Below are 15,876 nucleotides of genomic sequence, written 5' to 3'. Positions count from 1 at the left end.
GGGAGGCCGACCGGGGTCGGCCCGGTGTCAGCGGGTCTCGCGGTGCAGGGTGTGCTTGCCGTCCCGGGGGCAGAACTTCTTCAGCTCGATGCGGTCCGGGTCGTTACGGCGGTTCTTACGCGTGATGTAGTTGCGCTCCTTGCACTCCACGCACGCCAAAGTGATCTTGGGACGGACATCGGTCGCCTTGGCCACGGCGGGGCGCCTTCCTCGATAACGGACTCAACTACGACGTACCAGCGTAGACGCCTGCCACGCGGACACGCAAAGTGGGCGCCGGCGGCGCCCCTTTTTGTTTCGGTTCCGGACTTTTCCGGCTACCGAAAAGTAGCGGTGGCCGGACTTGAACCGGCGACACAGCGATTATGAGCCGCTTGCTCTGCCATCTGAGCTACACCGCCGTGGACGGGTCCAGCTGAACCCTCTGAGCCCCCTTACGGAATCGAACCGTAGACCTTCTCCTTACCATGGAGACGCTCTGCCGACTGAGCTAAGGGGGCGCGCACGCGATCTTTCCGGTGGCGCGCAGAGGTAAGAGTACACGGCATGCGCCGAGAGGTGAAATCAGATCCCCCCACCCCGGGACGGGGCGTCGGCGACGGCGCCCGGACGCTCAGGGAACGGCCCGCAGCCGGCGTACGTCGCCGATGGCCGGAGGCGGCTCGGCCTCCGTCTGGGCGGCGTACCAGGCCTCCAGACGCTCGTACGGCAGCGGGCGGCTGAACAGGAAGCCCTGGCCGATCCGGCAGCCGATGTCCTGCAGCAGTTCCAGGGTGAGCTCGCTCTCCACCCCCTCGGCGACCACGGCGAGACCGAACTGCTGGGACAGCGTCACGATCGCGTTGACGATCGCCAGGTCCACCGGGTCGGTCGCCATCCCCTGCACGAACGACCGGTCGACCTTGACCTCGTTGATCGGCAGCCGACGCAGGTACGACAGCGACGAGTGGCCGCTGCCGAAGTCGTCGACGGAGAGTCGTACCCCGATGTCGCGCAACCGGCGCAGGCCCGGCACGGCCCGCTCGGTGCCGTCCAGCACCCCTGCCTCGTTGATCTCCAGGGTCAGCAGGTCGGGGGCGACGTCGTACTCGGTGAGCAGCTCCTGCACCCGGGCCGGGAACTGCAGGTCGGACAGCGTACGCGCGGAGAGGTTGACGGCGACCGGAAGCGGCTCTCCCCCGGCGGTCCAGTCCCGGCTGCGCCGCAGCGCCTCGCTAATCACCAGCTCGGTCAGATGCCCGAGCTGACCGGTGTGCTCGGCCACCGCGACGAAGTCCTCCGGGGCGACCGCACCGTGCCCCGGATGCTCCCACCGGGCCAGGCACTCCACGCCGAGCAGCCGTCGGTCGGTGAGCGAGACCTTCGGCTGGTAGTAGACCTCCACCTCGGCGTTCTCCAACGCGCGGCGCAGGTCGCCGGCGAGGCCGAGCCGGCGTGACGAACGCGACTCCAGCCCGGGGCTGAACAGCTGGACCCCGTCCGGTGACGACTTTGCCCTGGTCACCGCGAGGTCGGCCCGCTGGAGCAGGGTCGCCGGATCGTTACCGTGGTCGGGGTGGACCGCGACCCCGACCACCGTGTCGACGTCCAGGACCAGCGCGTCGAAGACCATCTGGTCCCGGATCTGCCCCCGCAACTCGCCAGCGAGCGCGACCGCTGCGTCGACGCTCTCCAGCCGGAGCGTCACCACGAACTCGTCACTGCCGACCCGGCCGACCAGGGCGCCCGGCGGTGCGGCGGCGCGCAGCCGGGCGGCGACCTCGATGAGCACCTTGTTACCCGCGGCGTGTCCCACCGACTCGTTGACCTGGCGGAGCCCCGCCACGTCGAAGAGCAGTACCGCCACGACCTCGTCCGGCGCCCGGACCCGGACCGCCTCCTCGAGGGCACTGGTCAGGCGACGCCGGTTGGGCAGATTGGTCAACCCGTCGTGGTACGCGTCGTAGCGCAGCCGGTCAACCAGCCGCGAGTTCTCCAACGCCACGGCGGTGTGCGCCGCGATGGTCTCGAGAACCTGGACGTCGGCCGGGGTGAAGTGGCCGACCGGTCGGCCACCGATCCGGTTGACCACCTCCAGTGTTCCGATCACCACCTGACCGGAGCGCAGTGGCGTCACGATGACCTCCTTGACACCTGCATCGCGCAACGCCTCGCGCATCCGCTGGTCCCCACCGAGATTCCTGCCCACAGTGACCGTCCGACCCTGTTCGCGGGCGGTTTCCCGGATCATCACCGGTGTCCGCGAAAGATCGAGCAGCCCCGGATCCTCGACCCGGGCGGTGAGCAGCACCTCCGGGTGTCGGCCCTGGGCCGGTACCCACAGGGTGGCGTACTCGGCGTGCATGATCGTCCGGACCCGACCCAGCAATGCGTCGGCCAGCGCGTCGTCCTGGCTGCTCGCGCTCATCGCCTTGGTCAGTTCGTAGACGTCGGTGAGCGCGCGGTGCTGCCGGAAGAACTGGCCGTACGACCGGTAGAGCAGGACTCCCCCGCCGAACAGGGCGAGCAGCGGCAGTACCGACCACGGGTTCGCCCGCACACAGATCACTATCACCAGGCCGACGGCGACGTTGATCCCGACGGTGACCAGGCCGGGCCCGGAGGTACGTACCACCTCCCAGCCGGCCTGCGCGCCGTGCATCAGGGCGAAGACGGCGGCAACGGCGGCAAGGGTGGCCAACGAGTGGCTGCCGACGGCAGCAGCCAGGATCGCCCAGGTGCCCGGTCCGAAGCCCCGCATCTCGGGCAGGGCCAGTAGCACGATGCCGGCCATCGAGACGGCCGCCGCTCGCCGCACCACGTTGAACCAGAACTTCGTCGCCACGGTTCGACGGCGCAGGTAGGCGATCAGCGCACTCAGCGTAAAGATCACCGCCACCGTCAACGGTGGCACCAGGACGAACGCGAAAAGCAGGCAGATCTCGGTGATCGTGATGATCGCCACCTGGCGCTGCACGACGACATGCAGGACCGGCCACTCGGCCAGTAGGACAAGGCCCAGCAGTCCGATCGCAAGAGGCCAGTTCCGGAACGGCTGGTCCTCCGACATTCCGAGCACGACCGCCAGTACGACCGCCACCATCGCGAGCGGTCCGGTGATCAACCAGGCACGTTCAGCTGAGCTCCGGGTCGGTGTCGGGCGGTCAGGCATGTCTCTCCTGGTGTTCGGAGCCCTCCCGGCGTGGTTGGCCGCCTAAACCCAACCCCATTCGGTGGCAAGGACAGCGTGAGTGCGAGCTGGCGAGTCGGCTGTCGTCGAGTCGACGGAATCTGCGACCGAACGCTGGCCAAGGTCCGTGAATCCGCCCGCGCTGGCGGCGTAGCTGCCAATGGCGAGCACCGCGAGCAGCAGGAGCGAGCCCACAAGCCGGCCCAGCCTCCATGCAGGCATTGGTTGCTCCCGTCGAGGTGAGGTGGAGGAAGTAGATATTCCATGCTGGTGCCACAGTCGGCAGTCACCGCAAAGGCGTCACCCACCCGAGGAACCATGCATCCGGGGAAGTCCAACCGTTCGGTAGGGGTAACGTCGCCTCTTGGCCGCAACCATCTCAGCGGCAGAAGGCCGACATGATTCACTCGGCGCTCAATGCGACTCACCGCCCGTAGATGGTTCGGCCCTAGCAAAAGCCCACCGAGAAGGTATTCCGTTCAAACAGCGCCTACCAGCTAAGTCGGGTATTGCGGGCAGAACACCATCAGGCAGGCATCACACTGTCCAACCAATAGTCAGATATGCCGGAACGTACTGTCCACTGCAGAGCGCGAGCGGCGCCCGGCCACACCCCGGGCCACCGTCCGGCTGCTCGGTGTCACCCACAGGATTGAACCGGCGTCGCAGGGCGACTCGGGAAATTCGCCTTGCCGGGTGGGTCGCACCGTGCAAGGATCTTATGGCCACAGTCGTCGCGTTTAGGAGTCCGCCGATGCTCTTGTGAAGCGTTCCCCGTGTCCCGTGCCGCGTCCCCGGACGACGGCCATGACCGCCAACGCTTCGGAGTGTCCGGATGCCCACCCAACTCAGCCTCCACGCCGTCACCAGGTCGTACGGCGAACGCGTCGTCCTCGACACGGTCAGCTGCGCCATCGCCCCGGGCGAGTGCAGTGGGATCGTCGGCGAGAACGGTTCCGGCAAGTCCACCCTGCTGCGGCTGCTCGCCGGTCAGGAGAAACCCGACGAGGGACAGGTGACCGTCGTCGCCGACGGCGGCCTGGGACACCTCGAACAGGAGACACCACTGCCGGCGTACCTGAGCGTTCGCCAGGTCATCGACGACGCGCTTGCCGAACTGCGCAGCATCGAGACCCGGCTGCGGACGCTGGAACCTCAACTCGCCGACGGCGACGAGCGCGACCTCGCCGAGTACGGCAACCTGCTGACCGTCTTCGAGCTACGCGGCGGGTACGACGCCGACGCCCGCGTCGAGCAGGCGATGCACGGCCTCGGGTTGGCCACCGTCGACCAGGACCGGCAGCTCGGCACCCTCTCCGGCGGCGAGCAGGCACGACTGCACCTGGCGGCGGTGCTGGCCGCCAATCCGGAGGTGCTGCTGCTCGACGAGCCGACCAACCACCTCGACGACGCGGCACTGACCTGGCTCGCCGACCACCTGCGCGGTCGTTCCGGGACCACAGTCGTCGTCTCGCACGACCGTGTCCTCCTCGAACAGGTCGCCGACACACTGATCGAGGTGGACGGTGACCGCCGCACCCTGGTTCGCTACGGCGGCGGGTACGCCGGCTATCTGGCCGGGAAGGCGGCGGCGCGGCGCCGCTGGGCCGAGGCCCACCTGCACTGGCGGACCGAGGTCGACCGGCTGCGGGAGATCGCCGCGACCACCGCCCGCGCGGTCGCGCCGGGTCGGCTGATGAAGGACCGCAACAAGATGGCGTACGACCGACACGGCGGCCGCGTGCAACAGTCGGTGGCGAGCCGGGTCCGCAACGCCGAACAGCGGTTACGGCGGCTGATCGCGCACCCGGTGCCGCCGCCCCCGGAGCCTCTCCGGTTCACCCTGGGGGTGTGTCCCGGGCCGACGCCGCCCGCCGACGCAACACCACCAACCGATCGGGCACCGCTGCTGGAGGCGGTGGCGGTGACCGTCCGGGACCGCCTCCACGACGTCCACCTGACGGTACGGGCCGGTGACCGGCTGCTGCTCACCGGACCGAACGGGGCGGGGAAGAGCACCCTGCTCGCCGCGCTGGCCGGCACCCTGCGACCCGACTCCGGACGGGTGGTCCGCCGAGGTCGGATCGGTCACCTGCCGCAGGAGGTGACTGTCGACGACCCTCGGGAGACCCTGCTCGGCGCCTTCGGGCGCGGGCTGCCCGGAACCGCCGACGAGCACCTCGCCCGACTGCTGGCCCTGGGACTGTTCGACCAGGACCGGATCACCGTCCCGGTGGGCCGGCTCTCCACCGGTCAACGTCAGCGGCTGGCGCTGGCCCGGCTGCTCAGCGTGCCGGTCGACGTACTGCTGTTGGACGAGCCCACCAACCACCTGTCGCCCGGGCTGGTCGAGGAGTTGGAGACGGCCCTGGACGACTACCCCGGGGCGCTGGTGGTGGTCAGCCACGACCGGCGGTTCCGGCAACGCTGGCGTGGCGCACACCACACCATCTCCGGCGGCCGGCTCGGCCCCGCCCGATCAGTGGAAGGAAACGGCGATGAGTGAACACACTGGACCCTCGGTCCGGGAGATTCCGGTCTCCGGAGCCGGTGAAGGGCCGTACGGGATCACGACCGGCCCCGACGGCGCGCTCTGGGTCACCCTGGTGCACGCCGACACGATCGTCCGGCTGACCCTGGACGGCCGTACCGAGCGCTACCCGGTCGACGGTGCCGCCGGGCCGTCCGTGATCACGGTGGGGCCGGACGGGGCGCTGTGGTTCACCCGGATCCGGGACCACCGGATCGGACGGATCTCGCCGACCGGCGAGGTGGCGTCGTACCCGCTGCCGACGCCGGAGTCCGGGCCGTACGGGATCACGGCCGGCCCCGACGGTGCGCTCTGGTTCACCGAGATGAACACCGACCGGATCGGTCGGATCAGCGTCGCCGGCGAGGTCACCGAGTATCCGCTGCCGACCAGGCAGGGCATGCCCGCGATGATCAGCGCCGGACCGGACGGCGCGCTCTGGTTCACCCTCAACCAGGCGAACGCGATCGGCCGACTCGACCTCGACGGTACGACCGCCGTCCATCCGCTGCCGACGCCGGCAGCCGCACCGGTCGGCATCACCGCCGGCTCCGACGGCGCACTCTGGTTCGTCGAGATCGGGGCGGGGCAGCTCGGCCGGATCACCCCGGACGGACAGATCCAGGAATTCCCGCTGCCGGACCGGGACGCCCGTCCGCACGCCATCGTGGCCGACCCGGCCGGCGGCTGCTGGTTCACCGAGTGGGGCGGCAACCGGGTCGGCCGGATCACCGCCGACGGCAAGATCCGGGCGTACGAGCTGCCGACTCCCGGATCCGAGCCGCACGGCATCACCATCGGCCCGGACGGCGTGCCCTGGGTCGCGCTGGAGATCGGCCGTGTCATTCGGATGGTGCCGTGACGGACACCCGCTCGGCGATGTCTCCGGCCCGCGGACCCGTACGACAGCTCGCCGCTGGTCGTCTGATCGTCGGTATGTCGGTATGTCGGTTCACGGTGAACGTCGACAGATCAGGGCGGGCACGGGACGATTTCCCCGTGCCCGCCCGTACCGGTCGGGATCACACCCCGCCACTGCTGCCGATCATGATGCCCCAGTAGGCCATGATGTCGTAGATGTTCACGTGGAAGGCCTGCGTGTAGCACTGCCGGTTCTGCACACCCTGGCAGGCCCCGGTGGTGCTCGGAGTGCCAGCGGTGATGACCCCTCGGCCGTAGATCGCGGTGCCGCCGTTGGCCGCCACCGCCTGGGCGACCGGACCGCCGCTGTCACCCTGACCGATCGACGCCACACCGTCGGTGTTCACCGTGTAGAAGCCCGGCCCGACCGTTCCGACGCCGTTCAGGTTGATGTAGACGTTCACCGCCCCGACCCCCACCACCGACGCCCCGGAGTGCGAGCCGGAGGCGAAGACCCAGGAGTTCAGCGCCGGGTTTCCGGCGCCGTAGATCGGCACTCCGGTGTTGGACTGGTAGTCGCCCACGTACATGTTCAGGTCGTAGTAGCTGCCGCTGATCAGCATGCTGTCGAGCGGCGCGTGCCCCCGGCCGGAGGTGCCGACCCTCCAGCCACCTGGAGTGTCCCACTCGGCGAACGTCCCGCAGTGGTTGGAGGTCACCATGACGTTCTGGTTGGTGGTCGTCCTGGCCGCGAAGGCGGTGCTGCACCGGTAGACCCGTCCGGTGCCGGCCGGCCGCTCGATCGCGTTGCCGCTCCAGTACGGCACCTCGTCGGCCCACCGGTTCACCGCCGGCTCCGGGCGGGAGGTGGTGGTGAAGGTCAACGGGATCTCGCTGGCGATCGCGGACGACGTGGCCAACCCGGCCGAGGCGGCGCGGTCCAGTGCCACGGTCAACCCGGTGAAGTCGGTACGCGGCGCGACCGAGGCCACGGTGGCCTGGTTCTGCTCGGCAATCCGCCGCGCCTCACGGTCCAGTTCGGCCAGTGAGTACGGCACGGAGACGGTGGCCAGCCGGACGCCCTTGGCCATCATCGCTCCGGTGGTGAGCGACGCCGGCACGTCGCCCTTCCAGTAGAGGATCACCTGCCGGGCGGGGATGTCGACCGCGACACCGGCGAAGCCCGGGAGGCGCTGCTTCGCGACCTGCTCCTGAATCCGATCGGACAGCGCCACGAGCGGTGCCTGCGCCCGCTCCACGTCGGTGGCACCCACGCTGCCGGCCGAAACGAGTTGTCTCGGGGTGTCCGGCTTCCCGACCGGAGCGGCCCCGGCAGGCGTACCGGCCGCCAGGCCGAGTGCGCCGATCGCGAGGAAAACCAGCAGTCGACGCGAGGGCCCAGGGCTGCGATGCCAAGTCATGTCAGACCTCGTCCTTTCCACGGAGCGGCTGGAACTGCCGGCCCGCCACGCGGGACGGCGGCACCATGGTCACATGCGCCAATGGACGCGGACTGGTCGGTGACTGGACCGACGTGCCGCCCCGACCCGGCCGCCGCGCGGACCGGGACGCATCATCGCCCGGCGCAGGCCCGTCAACTCCGGTCCCGGCTCCACCCCGAGCTCCCGGGCGAGCCGCTGCGCGATCCGTCGGTAGACGGCCAGCCCTTCGGCCCGCTGTCCGATCGCCCAGTGCAACCGGATCAGCCACGCGTGGATCCCCTCGTGCAGGGGGGCCGCCGCGGCCGCCCGGGCCACCGCGGCCAGTACCTCGTCCGCGGCGCCCAGCCCCAGCGCGGCCTCGGCGTGCCAGCACACCGCCGTCAAGCGCTCGTTGGCCGTCGCGGTGAGCAGCGGATGGTTGGCGAGGGCGGGAATGTCCGCGAGCAGGGGTGATTGCCAGGTCCGCATCGCCTCGTCGAGCAGGAGGACGACCCGCTGGTGGTCACCCTGACGGCGGGCCGTCCGGGCAGCGTCCACCATGGTCCGGAACCGGCGCAGGTCCACGCAGGCCGGGTCGACCCGGAGCGCGTAGCCGTCGCCCACCCGTACCAGCAGGTCACTCGGCATTCGTGGTGGGCGTTCCGGTTCCAGGGCACGCCGTAGCCGCTTCACGTACGTCTGAATGATGTTGGTTGCCTCACGTGGTGGTTCGTCCGTCCAGAGTGCCTCCACGAGTTCTCGATGAATCACCGGCTGTCCGGCGGAGAGTGCCAGCACCGCGAAGAGGGCGCGTTGTCCCGCCGGACCGAGAGGTATTTCCTCGGAACCCCGCCACGCCGCCGTCCGCCCGAACAACTGGACCACCAACCGCCTCGCCGCCGCACCATCCTTCGCATACGACCGATCCGTCGCCACCGGCGACACGCCAAAGGCATCCACGTCAGTCATCGATGAGCTCTCCCCCGTGCATCGACGCGCCTGAGTCGGAAAGTCTCGCACGAGGAGACGCTGTCTACCCGTTTTCGTCGTCTAGGCTCGTCGGGACGTACCGTGGGGAAGCCGTAGCAGCAGAAGAGGGTTCGAGCGGAATGAAGCTTGACCAGCGGAGCCGTCGACGTACCCGGATCCTGCTGATCTCCGTCGCGGCGCTGGTCGCGGCGACGTTGACCGGCTGGTACCTGGTGGCATCCCGGGCCGGCGGGCCGGCCGGCGAGCAGACCGTCACCAGCGCCGGGGTACGCATCTCCGTGCCGGCGGGGTGGGACCGCAACGCCACCGAATGCGGCACACCGGTGCGGGACACCTACCTCGTCGACGTCACCGACGTCGCGGCCTGCGCGTTGACGCCCGCGCCCCGGGTCGACTACGCCGAGATCCGACGGGCCACGAACCTCGCGCTCGACCCGGTTGCGGCGGTCGCGACGACTGACGGCACGGCGGCCGGCCATCCGGTACGGCGCGGCGCGGACGTACTGCCGGACGGCCGGGCCCGGCGGGTGGTGCTGATCCCCGACCGTCAGGTTGTCGTCGTCGCGGTCGCGGACGATCCGGCGACCGCCGACGCGATCGCCGACTCGGTACGGCTCGACTGACGTCCGGGACGGCCGGGGATGAGGTTCAGTCGCCCGGATGTCGGATCGGGGCTCCCGCCGGTCGTCTACGAAATGACGACCGCCGCCCGGTCGGCGGTGCACGGTGACGAGGTCGACCGGTACGCGCCGCTGACCGGCAACCGAGAGGACCGGACGATGAAGTACGTGCTGATGTTCGTCGACACCGAGCAGTTCGCCGCCGACCTGCGGGCCATGGACGGTGCGGAGCAGGAACGCGCCTACCTGCGGGTGCAGCAGTGGTTCGCCGACCACAGCGACAAGATCACCCACCACACCCATCTGCTGCCGGCGCACACCGCGACGACCGTACGCCTGGCCGGCGGCGAACCCCTGGTCTCCGACGGCCCGTTCGTCGAGGGCAAGGAGGTGGTCAGCGGTTACGTGGAGATCGACGTCGCGGATCTGGACGAGGCGCTGGCCATGGTCCGGGCCTGGCCCGCCTGCCCGGTCGTCGAGATCCGGCCGATCGCTGGATGACCGTCGTGCCGCACGACGAGCTGGCCCGGGTGGTACGTGACCACGCGGGCCGGCTCGCGGCGTCCCTGGTGCACCTCACCGGTGACTTCGGCGCCGCCGAGGACCTGGTGCAGGACGCGGTGGAAGCGGCGCTACGGCACTGGCCGGTGGACGGGATCCCGGACCGGCCGGACGCCTGGCTCCACACCGTCGCCCGACGCCGTGGGCTGGACGTACTGCGCCGGGATGCCCGGCACCGCGGCAAACTCGCCCTCCTGGGTCGGCCCGCCCAGCCCGACCCGGGCGACCTGCTCCGACTGATCTTCACCTGCTGCCATCCGGCGTTGCCGCGTACCGCCCAGGTGGCGCTCACCCTCCGGGTGGTGTGCGGGCTGACCACGGCCCAGATCGCGAAGGCGTTCCTGATCCCGGAAAGCACCGTCGGTCAGCGGATCACCCGCGCAAAACGAAAGATCAGCGAAGCGGGTATCCCGTACCGGGTCCCCGGTCCGGACGAGCTCGGTGAGCGGCTCGCCGTGGTGCTGGCCGTGGTCTACCTTCTCTTCAACGAGGCCTACCTGCCGAGCAGCGCCGAGCCGGCGCGGGGTCGGGACCTGGCCGACGACGCCGAGTTCCTGGCCACGACGCTGCACAACCTCATGCCCGGCGAGCCGGAGGTGACCGGGCTGCTCGCCCTGATCCGGCTACACCGGGCCCGGGCAGCGGCCCGGTTCGACGTACACGGTCGTCTCGTCCGGCTGGCCGACCAGGACCGGACGCGCTGGGACCACCAGGCGATCACCGAGGCGACCCGGCTCATCAGCGCCGCCGCCGCGCGACGGCGCCCCGGCCCATACCAGCTCCAGGCGGCGATCGTGGCCTGTCACGCCGAGGCATCCCGGTGGGAGGAGACCGACTGGGCGCAGATCCGGGTGCTCTACGACATGCTGCTGCACCTCGCCCCGTCACCGGTCACCCGGCTGCACCGCGCGATCGCCAACCGGTACGTCGCCGGCCCGGCCGCCGCGCTCGCCGAGGTCGACGCGCTGCCCGGAACACTGGACAGCTACCACCTGTTCCACGCCACCCGGGCCGAACTCCTGCGTGACCTGGATCGGCTCGACGAGGCACGGGCGGCTGACGAGGCGGCACTGGCGCTGACCGCCAACCCCGCCGAACAGTCCCTGCTCCGTCAGCGACTCAGCTGGGCCTGATCACCGGGGGCCGGGCGGGCGAGCCGGTTGACCGTCCCGGCCCGCGGGTTCACAGTCAGCGCATCGGCCGGAACGCGGCCCGGACCTCGGCGGAGAAGAGCGCCGGCTCCTCCCAGGCGGGGAAGTGGCCGCCGCGGTCGACCTCGTTGAAGTAGGCGAGGCCGGGGTAGACCATCTCGGCCCAGCTGCGCGGGGCAGCCCAGATCTCGCCCGGGAACGTCGTGAAGCCGACCGGCACCGAGACCGGCGGAGGAGCCTGGCCGGACGCCCTGGCTTTGGCCACGAACCGTCCAAATTCCCAGTACCACCGGGCGGCCGAGGCGCCGGTGCCGGTCAGCCAGTACAGCGTGATGTTGTCGACGATGCTGTCCCGGGTGAGGCTGCCCGCCGGCTCGCCGTCGACAAAGGCGCGGGAGATCTTGTAGTAGCTGTCCGTGTCGTGGTCGAGCATCCAGGCCGCCAGCCCGACGGGTGAATCGAGCAGCGAGTAGCCGATCGTCTGCGGTCGGGTGGACTGCTCCAGGAAGTAACCGAAGCCGTCCGTCGTGAACGTCTCGAGCGCCTTGCGCGCCGTGCGTTCCGGCTCGGACTCCACCGGCAGTTGGTCCTTGATAGCAATGGCACCGGAGAGCAGGTTGACATGGATGCCGAGCAGCCCTTCGGGCGCCTGGCGGCCCATCGCGTCCGTGACGTTGGCGCCCACGTCGCCGCCCTGGGCGACGTAGCGCGGGTAGCCGAGGCGGTTCATCAGCTCCGCCCACGCGTGGGCGATGCGGCCGGACTCCCAGCCGAGCTCGGTCGGCTCACCCGAGAAGCCGTAGCCCGGCAGGGACGGCAGCACCAGGTGGAACGCGTCGTCGGAGGTGCCGCCGTGCGCGGTCGGGTCGGTGAGTGGGCCGATGACCCCGAGCAGCTCGACGACCGAGCCCGGCCAACCGTGCGTCATGATCAGCGGCAGGGCGTTGTCGTGCCGCGACCGCACGTGGATGAAGTGGATCTCGACGCCGTCGATGGTGGTCGTGTACTGCGGCAGGGCGTTCAGCCTCGCCTCGCACGCGCGCCAGTCGTACTCGGTAGTCCAGTAGCGGGCCAGTTCCTGGACCGTCGCCAGCTGAACCCCCTGCGACCGGTCGGTGACCAGCTCCCGACTGGGCCAGCGGGTGGCCGCGATCCGGCGGCGCAGATCAGCAATCGCTTCTTCCGGGATGTCGAGCCGGAAGGAACGGACTTTCCTGTCGTTGGACATGTTCTCCACCCGCCGGATCAAATCGACCGGCGCGCCGGGGCGCCGGCAGGGCTCACATGCGTCCATCGTCGCACCGGTCCGGCAACCGGCGGACCAAAACGGCCGTCTCAGGGCCGATAACCCCGGTGCGGCTGTACGCCGGCTCGGGGAGCGGCCCAGGTGTGTGGGCCCGGAAGAACCGACCGATCGTCGTGCCGGGGGTGCCGTCCGGTTCCACTGTCCGGCGCAATCCGCAAGGTCGAGAAACCCAATCTCCACGCTGGCGGTGCGGGCTCGATTCCCGCGAGAGGCGATCTGATGGAGAAAGGGTGATTGGCCTTGTGGCGGAAGCTGTCCAGCCAACGGACGGCACATATCCAAGACCTGCACGGCGGCACCACCGTTCACACACAACTGGTTCGTACGATCACCCCCGTGACCATCGACGCCAGCGTGCCCCGCCGTCGACAGCAGCTCACCTGGATGCCAATTCCGATCGCCGTGCTCAACGCCGGGCTGCTGCTCAACGCCGCCGTGACGGTCTGGGACCTGCTCCACATCAAGGAACTGCTCAACTACGGCGACAGCCAGAACGGGGCGATCGCCTTCCTGCTGGAGGCGGCCTTCGCCTACCTGCGGCTGGGCGTGACGGCGGTGCTGGTACCGACCCTGTGGATCGCCGCTCGGCGGGCACGCGTACCCGGGTCGCGGTCGCCCCGGATCATCGGGCCGATCTGCGGGTTCTTCGCCGTGTGCGGCGGTGGTTGGGTGCTGACGCTACCGATCAACGACGGCAGCGACCCGAAGCGTCTCGGCATCGTGCACGACGCCCGGGTGCCGAGCTGGGTCAGCGTGTCCGATGTCGTGGCGCCGTACGCGGTCCTCATCGGTGCCACGGGCGCGGTGCTGCTGGTCCTCTGGGCGTTCACCACCTGGGTGAGAACAGGTACGCGCGCCCGTGACGTTGGTGGTCGTACAGGTCTTACGCGTCCCACTGGTTCCGCATCCACCGGGATCACCGCGTCCGACGCTGCCGACCGGGATGCGTGATAGGTTGCCGCCTATGCGCTCGAAGTCACTCGAAAGCGCCGCAACCGAGCATGTCAGCCGCGTGGCGGACTACTACGACGCCAACACCCGGCGCTTCCTGCGCTTCGGCGAAAGTTCGAGCAACGATGCCATCCACCGGGGCCTGTGGATGCCGGGGGTCACGGACACCGCCGAGGCCGCGAACGCGGTGAACCGCCTGGTGGTCGAGCGTCTGAGCGGCCACGTACCGGCCGGCGAGGGACGAGTGCTTGATCTTGGCTGCGGCGTGGGCGCGACGGTGGTCAAACTGGCCCGGGCGATGGACGCCCAGGTCACCGGCGTGACGATCAGCCAGGTGCAGGCCGAGATCGCCGAGAGGCGGTTCTCGGCCGAGGGGCTGACCGAACGCTGCCGCGTTATCCGCGAGGACTTCGCCCAGCTCCCCGCCGAGCCGCAGTACCACGCCATGGTCGCCATCGAGGCTGTGATCCACTCGCCGTCGTTGGCGGAACTGGTCCCATCCCTGGCCGCACGCCTGGTGCCGGGCGGTCGCCTGGTCCTGTGCGACGACTGGATGACCGACAAGGATCGAGGGCTTCCGGCCCGCGAGCGCTGCCTGGACCAGTTCCGCGCCGGCTGGCGCGTCGGCGGCCTGCATACCGTGGCGGAGTTGGCCGCCATCGGCGAGTCCGCCGGCCTGCGCCTGCGCGAAAACCTGGATCTCACCAGCTACCTGCACCTCGGACGCCCACGGGACCGGGTGATCAACGTGCTCGTGGGCGCTGCGGGCGTGCTGCCTCCAGTGCGCGACCGGCTGGTCGAGAAGCCCTTCTGGGCCAACATGATCGGCGGCTCGGCACTGCAGGCGGGGCTGGCGCGGCGCTGGCTCGAATACCGCCTGCTGGTGCTCGAACGGGTCTGACCGCCGTCGGGACACAGGAGGGGCGCCGGAGGTGTCCGGCACGTACCATCCCCGCTGTGAAGTACGCGGTGGCACCGTCCCGATGGTTGGTCAGGCTGAGGTCGGGGGTCCAACTGGAGGTGTGGGCGAACGGCTACAGCGTGGACGAGGGCCACTACGTCTTCGGCACGGTCTTCGACGGCGTGCCGGAGGAGTTGGCCGGAGCACCGCTCGCCGCCTGGCCGCCGCTGCAGGCTGGCAGCTTCCAGATCCTCGTCGCGAGGATCCCCGAAGACGAGGTCGCCGATGTCGAATCCGGTGTCGATGCGGAAACCTCCGTCCCCGGCTCCGATTGACGATCCCCACCCGGGTCCGGCGGCGGGCGGCGGATCGAGGTCCAGCCTCGGGCCAGCAGGCGTCACTACGCCGGTGGGCTGCCGCAATCACGACGGCGTGAGTCATGCGGACGACCGCAACCAGGTTCGGTCTCCCGGATCGTGCTGCTCGGGAACCGCGCACAGGCAATCGGGGTCTTGACCAGGTCAGGGCGGGGCACAGCAGGCGAGTACTACTCGGCCGACTTCGCCCGGGCCTGCGACCGCTGGAAGGTACGCCAGTCGATGGGCCGGGTCGGGTCGTGCTTCGACAACGCCGTCGCCGAGGCCACCTTCTCCACCATCAAGGTCGAGTACGTGCACCGCCGTCACTTCCGCACCCGTACCGAGGCCCGTCTGGAGATCGCCACCTGGATCACCGACTTCTACAACCGGCGCCGCCGGCACTCCGTCTGCGACTGGCGCTCACCCATCGACTACGAACGATCAGAGACCCGCGCCCTGGAGGCCCAGGCCGCATAAACGGAGCCCTCCACGATTCCAGGGGATTGACACGTCAGGCCGGAAACACCCTTAGATCCACACACCCAATCCCAAGGCCCCGGCCGCCGGCGCCGCAGTCCTTGGCACCTATCGGGGGAAGGGGGCAGCCTGGCGGTCAATCAATCGCAGCTGTAGGCGATGAGCCGCCTTCGAGCCCGGTGAACCAGCCGAGCATGTCTTGAGGGCTCACGTCGTAGCCGGTGGCTCGTTCCCCGCTCCAGTTGACGCCGATCAGGACTCCCTGCTCCGCTAACCAGGGCACAAAATCGCCCAGCCACTGATCGAACGGCATGGAGACGATCTCGAGCCCGTTGTAAGCGGGCACCTGTTCGACTACACGTTGCGCTCGTGACCGCAGCGACCAGAAGGGCATCGCCCGGCTCCCATCGGGTTTGTGGGGCGCGATGTAGGAGCCGTCATCCTCTAGTATCCTGTCTCAGTTTTGGCTTGCCGCTTGCTGGAGAGCGACTCGTCCACGTCGGACCTTGGCCAGGATTGATTCGGCGGTGGCGGTCCAGACGAATGGTTTCGGGTCGTCGTTGTGCACGCGTAGGTAGT

Annotated in this window: 15 protein-coding genes, 2 tRNA genes and 1 pseudogene; 9 read left to right on the top strand and 9 right to left on the bottom strand. The window is 69.6% G+C overall.

What is annotated here, in order from left to right:
* Positions 1–27: 27 nt before the first annotated feature.
* The 4 genes from rpmG to ABGB05_RS11605 all read right to left on the bottom strand — a co-directional run bounded on the left by rpmG (position 28) and on the right by ABGB05_RS11605 (position 3,151).
* A complete protein-coding gene (rpmG, locus tag ABGB05_RS11620) occupies positions 28–195 on the bottom strand; it encodes a 50S ribosomal protein L33 (RefSeq protein WP_046567246.1) in 168 nt (55 codons plus the stop codon).
* A gap of 133 nt (positions 196–328) precedes the next feature.
* Positions 329–401, bottom strand: a tRNA-Met gene (locus tag ABGB05_RS11615).
* 26 nt (positions 402–427) lie between these two features.
* Positions 428–500: transfer RNA gene (locus ABGB05_RS11610), tRNA-Thr, on the bottom strand.
* Positions 501–613: 113 nt separating this feature from the next.
* On the bottom strand, positions 614–3,151 hold the full coding sequence (locus tag ABGB05_RS11605; protein WP_347653260.1) for a bifunctional diguanylate cyclase/phosphodiesterase: 2,538 nt from the start codon (positions 3,149–3,151) through the stop codon (positions 614–616).
* 853 nt (positions 3,152–4,004) lie between these two features.
* On the opposite strand from ABGB05_RS11605, the gene abc-f reads away from it, so the two are divergent.
* Both abc-f and ABGB05_RS11595 read left to right on the top strand, forming a co-directional pair.
* Positions 4,005–5,675: a ribosomal protection-like ABC-F family protein gene (gene abc-f, locus ABGB05_RS11600; protein ID WP_347653259.1), complete on the top strand. Its 1,671-nt coding sequence runs from the start codon at positions 4,005–4,007 to the stop codon at positions 5,673–5,675.
* A complete protein-coding gene (locus ABGB05_RS11595; protein ID WP_347653258.1) occupies positions 5,668–6,561 on the top strand; it encodes a virginiamycin B lyase in 894 nt (297 codons plus the stop codon). The genes abc-f and ABGB05_RS11595 overlap by 8 nt, the downstream gene beginning before the upstream one ends.
* Before the next feature lie 160 nt (positions 6,562–6,721).
* On the opposite strand, the gene ABGB05_RS11590 is transcribed toward ABGB05_RS11595, so the two are convergent.
* Both ABGB05_RS11590 and ABGB05_RS11585 read right to left on the bottom strand, forming a co-directional pair.
* Complete coding sequence (locus ABGB05_RS11590; protein WP_347653257.1) at positions 6,722–7,981, bottom strand: hypothetical protein; 1,260 nt, start codon at positions 7,979–7,981, stop codon at positions 6,722–6,724.
* A 69-nt stretch (positions 7,982–8,050) separates the two neighbouring features.
* Positions 8,051–8,950, bottom strand: a complete 900-nt coding sequence (locus ABGB05_RS11585) for a BTAD domain-containing putative transcriptional regulator (protein ID WP_347653256.1) — start codon at positions 8,948–8,950, stop codon at positions 8,051–8,053.
* Between the two features lie 140 nt (positions 8,951–9,090).
* On the opposite strand from ABGB05_RS11585, the gene ABGB05_RS11580 reads away from it, so the two are divergent.
* The 3 genes from ABGB05_RS11580 (at position 9,091) to ABGB05_RS11570 (ending at position 11,285) form a co-directional block, all read left to right on the top strand.
* Positions 9,091–9,594: a hypothetical protein gene (locus ABGB05_RS11580; protein ID WP_347653255.1), complete on the top strand. Its 504-nt coding sequence runs from the start codon at positions 9,091–9,093 to the stop codon at positions 9,592–9,594.
* A 72-nt stretch (positions 9,595–9,666) separates the two neighbouring features.
* On the top strand, positions 9,667–10,092 hold the full coding sequence (locus ABGB05_RS11575; RefSeq protein WP_347653254.1) for a YciI family protein: 426 nt from the start codon (positions 9,667–9,669) through the stop codon (positions 10,090–10,092).
* Positions 10,089–11,285: a DUF6596 domain-containing protein gene (locus ABGB05_RS11570; protein WP_347653253.1), complete on the top strand. Its 1,197-nt coding sequence runs from the start codon at positions 10,089–10,091 to the stop codon at positions 11,283–11,285. The genes ABGB05_RS11575 and ABGB05_RS11570 overlap by 4 nt, the downstream gene beginning before the upstream one ends.
* A 55-nt stretch (positions 11,286–11,340) precedes the next feature.
* On the opposite strand, the gene ABGB05_RS11565 is transcribed toward ABGB05_RS11570, so the two are convergent.
* A complete protein-coding gene (locus ABGB05_RS11565) occupies positions 11,341–12,531 on the bottom strand; it encodes an epoxide hydrolase family protein (protein WP_347653252.1) in 1,191 nt (396 codons plus the stop codon).
* Positions 12,532–12,945: 414 nt separating this feature from the next.
* On the opposite strand from ABGB05_RS11565, the gene ABGB05_RS11560 reads away from it, so the two are divergent.
* The 4 genes from ABGB05_RS11560 to ABGB05_RS11545 all read left to right on the top strand — a co-directional run bounded on the left by ABGB05_RS11560 (position 12,946) and on the right by ABGB05_RS11545 (position 15,297).
* Positions 12,946–13,560: a hypothetical protein gene (locus ABGB05_RS11560; RefSeq protein WP_347653251.1), complete on the top strand. Its 615-nt coding sequence runs from the start codon at positions 12,946–12,948 to the stop codon at positions 13,558–13,560.
* A 13-nt stretch (positions 13,561–13,573) separates the two neighbouring features.
* Entirely contained in the window at positions 13,574–14,461 is an 888-nt protein-coding gene (locus ABGB05_RS11555) for a methyltransferase domain-containing protein (RefSeq protein ID WP_347653250.1), read from the top strand.
* A 56-nt stretch (positions 14,462–14,517) separates the two neighbouring features.
* Positions 14,518–14,796 carry a hypothetical protein gene (locus ABGB05_RS11550; protein ID WP_347653249.1) on the top strand — a complete coding sequence of 93 codons (279 nt, stop codon included), beginning with the start codon at positions 14,518–14,520 and terminating at the stop codon, positions 14,794–14,796.
* A gap of 177 nt (positions 14,797–14,973) precedes the next feature.
* Positions 14,974–15,297: an integrase core domain-containing protein gene (locus ABGB05_RS11545; RefSeq protein WP_347653248.1), complete on the top strand. Its 324-nt coding sequence runs from the start codon at positions 14,974–14,976 to the stop codon at positions 15,295–15,297.
* Between the two features lie 136 nt (positions 15,298–15,433).
* Here the strand turns inward: ABGB05_RS11545 and ABGB05_RS11540 are convergent, their stop codons facing one another.
* Both ABGB05_RS11540 and ABGB05_RS11535 read right to left on the bottom strand, forming a co-directional pair.
* Complete coding sequence (locus tag ABGB05_RS11540) at positions 15,434–15,748, bottom strand: DUF2750 domain-containing protein (RefSeq protein ID WP_347653411.1); 315 nt, start codon at positions 15,746–15,748, stop codon at positions 15,434–15,436.
* A gap of 6 nt (positions 15,749–15,754) precedes the next feature.
* Positions 15,755–15,876 (bottom strand): annotated as a pseudogene (locus ABGB05_RS11535) (IS630 family transposase); the annotation flags it as partial.

The sequence above is a fragment of the Plantactinospora sp. B5E13 genome (genome assembly GCF_039871775.1).
GTDB lineage: Bacteria > Actinomycetota > Actinomycetes > Mycobacteriales > Micromonosporaceae > Plantactinospora.
This window is presented reverse-complemented; position numbering and strand designations above follow the sequence as displayed.